At 75.3% G+C, this 7342-nt stretch carries 6 protein-coding genes; all 6 read left to right on the top strand.

Annotation, left to right across the window (positions count from 1 at the left end):
* Positions 1-159: 159 nt before the first annotated feature.
* Complete coding sequence (gene argS, locus ACFUVW_RS18105) at positions 160-1827, top strand: arginine--tRNA ligase (RefSeq protein ID WP_430572699.1); 1668 nt, start codon at positions 160-162, stop codon at positions 1825-1827.
* Complete coding sequence (gene lysA / locus ACFUVW_RS18100) at positions 1824-3209, top strand: diaminopimelate decarboxylase (RefSeq protein ID WP_430572698.1); 1386 nt, start codon at positions 1824-1826, stop codon at positions 3207-3209. The genes argS and lysA overlap by 4 nt, the downstream gene beginning before the upstream one ends.
* Positions 3210-3334: 125 nt before the next feature.
* Complete coding sequence (locus tag ACFUVW_RS18095) at positions 3335-4678, top strand: homoserine dehydrogenase (RefSeq protein WP_430572697.1); 1344 nt, start codon at positions 3335-3337, stop codon at positions 4676-4678.
* Between the two features lie 2 nt (positions 4679-4680).
* Positions 4681-5799, top strand: a complete 1119-nt coding sequence (thrC, locus tag ACFUVW_RS18090; protein WP_430572696.1) for a threonine synthase — start codon at positions 4681-4683, stop codon at positions 5797-5799.
* A 62-nt stretch (positions 5800-5861) separates the two neighbouring features.
* Positions 5862-6812 (top strand): homoserine kinase, encoded by a 951-nt coding sequence (gene thrB / locus ACFUVW_RS18085; RefSeq protein WP_430572695.1) that lies wholly within the window; start codon positions 5862-5864, stop codon positions 6810-6812.
* Between the two features lie 281 nt (positions 6813-7093).
* Positions 7094-7342 (top strand): Rho termination factor N-terminal domain-containing protein (locus ACFUVW_RS18080; RefSeq protein WP_430572694.1); only part of this gene is annotated, 249 nt, incomplete at its 3' end.

Genomic DNA, 7342 nt, shown 5'->3' with positions numbered 1-7342 from the left:
CCGACCTTCTGCTCCGGAGGCAGACGCTCTATCCACTGAGCTACAGGCGCGGGCGCCGGAGCGGAACCGCTCGGCACGGTGCACGAGACTACCAGCACCTGGAGGTCCGGGTGGCAACCGCCAGCACGGCGGCGCCCGCCGACTTTGTAGAATCGCCCGGTGACCCCCGACGAGCTCTCCGGAGCACTCAGCGCTGCCCTCGCCTCGGCCGTGGCCGACGGCACCCTCGCCCTGCCCGCCGACGCCGTCCCGGCGTCGGTGCACGTGGAGCGACCGCGGCAGCGCGAGCACGGGGACTGGGCCACGAACGTGGCGCTGCAGCTGGCGAAGAAGGCCGGGACGACGCCGCGGGCGCTCGCGGAGGACCTGGCGGCCCGCCTCGCGGCGACGCCGGGGATCAAGGCGGCCGACGTCGCCGGGCCGGGCTTCCTCAACATCACGCTCGAGGCGGGCGCCGCGGGCGAGCTGGCGCGCACGATCGTCACCGCGGGCGAGGCCTACGGCCGCACGGACGCCCTCGCCGGCCAGGTGCACAACCTGGAGTTCATCTCGGCCAACCCGACGGGCCCGCTGCACATCGGCCACACCCGCTGGGCGGCGCTCGGCGACGCACTCGTGCGGATCATGCGCGCCGCCGGCGCCGACGTGACGGCCGAGTACTACATCAACGACGCGGGCGCCCAGATGGACAAGTTCGGCGCGTCGATCATCGCCCGGGCCAAGGGCGAGGACGTGCCCGAGGGGGGCTACCCCGGCGAGTACGTCGCCGAGCGCGCCGCCGAGGTGCTGGAGCAGGAGCCCGACCTCCTGTCGCTCCCGGCGGACGAGGCCCTCCGGGCCGCGCGCGAGCTCGGCTACCAGGCCCAGCTCGAGGCGATCCGCCGCACCCTCGACGCGTTCGGCGTACACTTCGACGTCTGGTTCTCCGAGCGCACGCTGCACGACTCGGGCGCGGTGGAGCAGGCGGTCGCCCGCCTGCGGGAGCAGGGCCACGTGTTCGACGTCGACGGCGCGGTGTGGCTGCGCACCACGGACTTCGCCGACGACAAGGACCGCGTGATGATCCGCGCGAACGGCGAGCCGACGTACTTCGCCGCCGACGCCGCGTACTACCTGTCCAAGAAGGACCGCGGGTTCCCGGGCAAGATCTACCTGCTCGGGGCCGACCACCACGGGTACATCAACCGCCTCAAGGCCATCGCCGCGTGCGCGGGCGACGACCCGGAGACGAACATCGAGGTGCTCATCGGCCAGCTCGTCAACATCGGCGGCGAGCGGATGGGCAAGCGCCGCGGCAACGCGCTGTACATGGACGACCTCATCGAGTGGCTGGGCTCCGACCCGCTGCGCTACTCGCTCGCCCGCTACCCCGCGGACTCCCCGCTGTCCCTGTCGGGCGAGGAGATGCTCAAGCAGAGCAACGACAACCCCGTCTACTACGTGCAGTACGCGCACTCGCGCACCTGCGCCGTCGACCGGAACGCGGCCGACCGGGACGTCGCGCGCGTCGCCGCGGACGGCTCGGACGCCTTCGACCCCGCGCTGCTCACCCACGAGACCGAGGGGGCGCTGGTCGGCGCCCTCACGGAGTTCCCGCGGATCGTGTCCCAGGCGGCCGAGCTGCGAGAGCCGCACCGCGTGGCGCGGTACCTCGAGGCGCTGGCCGCGGACTACCACAAGTGGTACCAGGAGTGCCGCGTGACGCCGTACCCCGACGAGGAGGTCACGGACACGCACCGCACGCGCCTGTGGCTCAACGACGCCGTCCGCCAGGTGCTGGCCAACGGCCTCGAGCTGCTCGGCGTCTCCGCCCCGGAGCGGATGTGACCGGGACCGCGCACCAGCCCGCGGCGGGCGTGCTCGGGGTGCCGTGGTCGACGGGCGTGCGCCGGCGCGACGACGGCGTCGTCGAGGTGGGCGGGGTCGGCGTGGACGCGCTCGCGGCCGAGCACGGCACCCCCTCCTACGTGCTCGACGAGGCCGACTTCCGCGCCCGAGCCCGCGGCTACCGCACGGCGTTCGCGACGGCGTTCGCGGAGGTCGGCACCGGCGTCGACGTCTACTACGCGGGCAAGGCGCTCCTCACGGTGGCGGTGGCGCGCTGGGCGCGCGAGGAGGGCCTGCGCGTCGACACGGCGTCGGGCGGCGAGCTCGCGGTCGCGCTGCGCGCCGGCGTCCCCGGCGCCGAGATCGGCCTGCACGGCAACAACAAGTCCGACGCCGAGCTGCTCGCGGCCCTCGACGCCGGCGTCGGCCGCATCATCGTCGACTCGCTCGTCGAGATCGACCGCGTCGCGGCGCTCGCGGCCTCCCGCGGCGTCGTCGCGCCGGTCATGGTGCGCGTCACGACCGGCGTGCACGCCGGCGGTCACGAGTACATCTCCACCGCGCACGAGGACCAGAAGTTCGGCCTGTCGGTGAACCCCGGCGCCGACGGTGGCGAGGCGCCGGCGATGCGGGCGCTGCTCGCGGCGGTCGAGCGGCCCGAGCTGCACCTGCTGGGCATCCACTCGCACATCGGGTCGCAGATCCTCGACCCGGCGGGCTTCGAGGCGGCCGCGCGCGTCGTGCTGCGGCTGCGCGCGGAGCTCGCGGAGCGTACGGGCGTGCTGGTCGACGAGGTGGACCTCGGCGGCGGGTACGGCATCGCGTACCTGCCGGGGGAGGTGCCGCTCGACCCGGACCGGATCGCCAAGGACGTGGCGAGCGCCGTGGCGGCGGTCTGCGCCGAGCTGGGCACGCCGCTGCCGCGGATCTCCATCGAGCCGGGGCGCGCGATCGTCGGGCCGGCCGGGCTGACGCTCTACACGGTCGGCACGGTGAAGCCGGTCGCGCTCGACGACGGCCGGGTGCGCACGTACGTCTCGGTCGACGGCGGCATGAGCGACAACATCCGCCCCGCCCTGTACGAGGCGCAGTACCACGCGGAGCTCGTCGGCCGGACCTCGACGGCGGAGCCCGTGCTCGCGCGCGTCGTGGGCAAGCACTGCGAGAGCGGCGACATCGTCGTGCACGAGACCCGGCTGCCCGCCGACGTGCGCGCCGGGGACCTGCTCGCCGTCGCCGCGACCGGCGCGTACGGGCGCTCGATGGCGTCGAACTACAACCTGCTGACCCGCCCGCCCGTGGTCGCCGTCTCAGGCGGCGCGTCCCGCGTCCTCGTGCGGCGCGAGACGGTCGACGACCTGCTCGCGCTCGACCAGGGCTGACGCACGACGCCGCGCCGCCCGTCCCGTCGTCCGCACCGTCGTCCTGCCAGTGGACGGCGGCCCGACGGCCGTGGCGCCGCGGCTATCCTGACCCCGTCCCGGCATCCCGTTCCGAAGGTTCTCCCGTGCCTGCAGCCACCCCGTCCGGGCCCCTGACCGGGGCCGTCCCGCTTCGCGTCGCGCTGCTCGGCTGCGGCGTCGTCGGCTCCCAGGTCGCCCGGACGCTGATCGAGCACGCGGACGACCTCGCCGCGCGGGCCGGGGCCCGGCTGGAGCTGGTGGGCATCGCCGTGCGCGACGCGAGCCGCCCGCGCGACGGCGTCGGCACCGTCGTGCCGGCCGACCTGCTCACCGAGGACGCGGGCGGGCTCGTCGACCGGGCCGACCTCGTCATCGAGCTCATGGGCGGCATCGAGCCGGCGCGCGGACTCATCCACCGCGCGATCGCGGGCGGCGCGAGCGTGGTCACGGCGAACAAGGCGCTGCTCGCGGCGCACGGCCCGGAGCTCTTCGAGGCCGCGGACGCGGCGGGCGTCGACCTGTCGTTCGAGGCCGCCGTGGCGGGCGCGATCCCGATCGTCCGTCCGGTGCGCGAGTCGCTCGCCGGGGACCAGGTGCGCCGCGTGCTCGGGATCGTCAACGGCACCACCAACTACGTGCTCGACCAGATGACGACGCACGGGCTGGACCTCGAGGAGGCGCTGAAGGAGGCGCAGACCCTCGGGTACGCGGAGGCCGACCCCACGGCCGACGTCGAGGGGCACGACGCCGCGGCGAAGGCCGCGATCCTCGCGTCGCTGGCGTTCCACACCCGGGTCTCGCTGGCGCAGGTCGCGTGCGAGGGCATCACCCGCGTGACCGCCGCCGACGTCGCCGCCGCGCAGCAGACCGGGCACGTCGTGAAGCTGCTGGCGATCGCGGAGCAGACGGCCGAGGGCGTGTCCGTGCGGGTGCACCCCGCGCTCGTGCCGGCCGCCCACCCGCTCGCCGCGGTGCGCGGGGCGTTCAACGCCGTCTTCGTCGAGGCCGACGACGCCGGCCCGTTGATGTTCTACGGCCAGGGCGCGGGCGGCCGCCCGACGTCGTCCGCCGTGCTCGGCGACCTGGTCTCGGCCGCGCGCGACCGGATGGTCGGCGGGCGCGGGCCGCGCGAGTCCGCGTACGCGTCGCTGCCGGTGCTGCCGCACGACGCCGCCGTCACGCGCTACCAGGTCCGGCTCGTCGTGGCCGACCGTCCGGGCGTGCTCGCCCAGGTGGCGCAGGTGCTCGCCGACCACGGCGTGTCCATCGACACCGTCCGCCAGGCGCCCGACGAGCCCTACGCCGTCGACGTCGCCGAGGGCACCGCCGCGCTGCTGCTCACCACGCACTCCGCCCGCGAGGCGTCGCTCGCCGCGACGGTCGCGGCGGTGCGCGGCCTCGAGCCGGTGCGCGAGATCACGTCCGTCCTGCGAGTCGAGGGAGCCTGACCATGCCGGTCGACCAGCCGAAGACCCAGCCCGCCCACCAGTGGCGCGGTGTCATCACCGAGTACGCCGACCGGCTGCCCGCCCACGTGGCGGAGCGGATCGTGACGCTCGGCGAGGGCGGGACGCCGCTCGTGGCCGCCCCCGCGCTGTCGGACCGCACCGGCGCCGACGTCTACGTCAAGGTCGAGGGCATGAACCCGACCGGTTCCTTCAAGGACCGTGGCATGACGACGGCCATCTCCGCGGCGGCGGGCCGCGGCGCGAAGGCCGTCGTGTGCGCCTCGACCGGCAACACGTCCGCCTCGGCGGCGGCGTACGCGACCCGCGCCGGCATGACCTGCGCCGTGCTCGTGCCGGACGGCAAGATCGCGATGGGCAAGCTCAGCCAGGCGATCGCGCACGGCGCCCGTCTGCTGCAGGTGGACGGCAACTTCGACGACTGCCTCGTCGCGGCGCGCAAGCTCGCCGAGGTGTACCCGGTCGAGCTGGTGAACTCCGTCAACCCCGACCGCATCGAGGGCCAGAAGACGGCGGCGTTCGAGGTCGTCGACGCCCTGGGCGACGCGCCAGACATCCACTGCCTGCCGGTCGGCAACGCGGGCAACATCACCGCGTACTGGAAGGGCTACCGCGAGTACGCGGGCCTGGACGACGGCGCCGCCCACGGCGCGGTCGCCACCCGCACGCCGCAGATGTGGGGCTTCCAGGCGGCCGGCGCCGCCCCGATCGTCCTGGGGCACCCCGTCGACCAGCCGGAGACGATCGCCACCGCGATCCGGATCGGCAACCCGGCGTCGTGGGAGCAGGCGGAGGCCGCGCGCGACACGTCGGGCGGCGTCATCGAGTCGGTCACCGACGAGCAGATCCTCGCCGCGCACCGCGTGCTGTCCGCCGAGGTCGGCGTGTTCGTCGAGCCGGCGTCCGCCTCGGGCGTGGCGGGCCTGCTCGCGCGGGCGGAGCGGGGCCTGGTCCCCGCCGGGTCGCGCGTCGTCGTGACCGTCACCGGCCACGGGCTCAAGGACCCGCAGTGGGCGCTGCGCACGCCGGACGGCGGCGAGGTGGCGCCGACCCGCGTGAGCGCCGACGTCGTGTCCATCGCCGACGCGCTCGGCCTCGACTGAGCCCTCCTCGACGCCTTCCCGCCCGAGACCGTTTCCGACCGAGCCCCGAGAGGGAGACGAGCATGCAGCTCGGCGCCGACCACGTGCTGGTCCGTGTTCCCGCGACCAGCGCCAACCTGGGCCCGGGGTTCGACTCGATGGGCCTGGCCCTCGCGCTGTACGACGACCTGGAGGTCGAGCTCCTCGCGAGCGACGACGTCGTCGTCGAGGTGGAGGGGCAGGGCGCGGGGGAGGTGCCGCTCGGCGAGGACCATCTCGTCGTGCGCGCCCTGCGGCACACGCTCGAGCTCGCCGGCGCGCCGCGCACCGGCCTCCGGCTGCGGTGCGTCAACCGGGTGCCGCACGCGCGGGGCCTTGGCTCGTCGTCGGCGGCCGTCGTGTCCGGCATCGTCGCGGCGCGCGCGCTCCTGGCCGACCCCCACGTGCTGGACGCGGCCGCGGTGCTGCACATCGCGACCCAGTTCGAGGGCCACCCCGACAACGCGGCCCCCGCGATCCGCGGGGGCGCGACCCTGGCGTGGATGTCGGGCGACGGCCCCCGCGCCGTGGACCTGGACGTGGACGAGCGCATCGAGGCCACCGTGCTGGTGCCCGACGCCCGCCTCGCCACGAGCCGCGCCCGGGGCGTGCTGCCGGCCGAGGTGCCGCACGGCGACGCGGCGTTCACCGCCGGCCGCGCGGGGCTCCTGGTCGAGGCCCTGGCCCGGCGCCCGGAGCTGCTGCTCGACGCCACCGAGGACCGGCTGCACCAGGACTACCGAGCGAGCGTCATGGCGGGCTCGGCCGAGCTGCTGCGGGCCCTGCGCGCCGAAGGGCTCGCCGCCACGATCTCCGGGGCCGGGCCCACGGTCCTCGTGCTCACCGCGGGGGACGGCACGGGCCGGCTCGACGCCGTGCTGGCCGACCTCGTCGACGACGTGGCGGGCTGGCGGGCGCTGCGGCCGGGGGTGGACCACGACGGCGCCGTGGCGCGCCGGGTGACGGGCGGCGCGTCGGCCTGGAGCGGGGTGTGAGGTGATATGATGCGGTGAGCCTTCGGGATCGACCGCGAGGGCACTCCCTCTCCACCGCACGGCGCGTTCTCGTGCCCGGTCAGAGCCAGGTGCCTCGGTGGTCGCGATGCGGTGCAGGATCCGCCGCGACAGTCCCGCAAGAGGGTGAAACACCAACCCCGCCAGCCGACGTCGTCGTACCACTGATGCGAGGTTCCACGCGTCTCGGCGCTCCCCGCGCCGGACGGCAACCACCCCGGCCCCGAGATCTGCGGGCCGCATACGAGGGGGAAGGGTCCTTCGTGACGAACACCACCGACAGCCGGAACGGCGCCGCCGCATCCGGGAACCTGAGCTCGATGCGTCTGGCCGAGCTCCAGGCGCTGGCCTCCGACCTGGGCGTCAAGAGCACGTCCCGGATGCGCAAGAGCGACCTGCAGGACGCGATCCGGGCCGCGCGCGGCCAGGGCGCGCGCACCGCCGGTGCCCCGGTCGCCGCGGCGACCGCCGCGGCGCCCACGGTCCGCAGCGACGCCCCGGCCCAGGCGCCG

The sequence above is a fragment of the Isoptericola sp. NPDC057391 genome, from assembly GCF_042668085.1.
Taxonomy (GTDB): Bacteria; Actinomycetota; Actinomycetes; order Actinomycetales; family Cellulomonadaceae; genus Isoptericola.
Note: the sequence above shows the minus strand (reverse complement) of the source record. Positions and strands in the feature narration are given on the sequence as shown.

Excerpts from the sequence above, each read along its gene's own strand:
- thrC (WP_430572696.1), top strand. The coding sequence starts at position 4,681 with ATGCCGGTCGACCAGCCGAAGACCCAGCCCGCCCACCAGTGGCGCGGT.
- thrB (WP_430572695.1), top strand. The coding sequence starts at position 5,862 with ATGCAGCTCGGCGCCGACCACGTGCTGGTCCGTGTTCCCGCGACCAGC.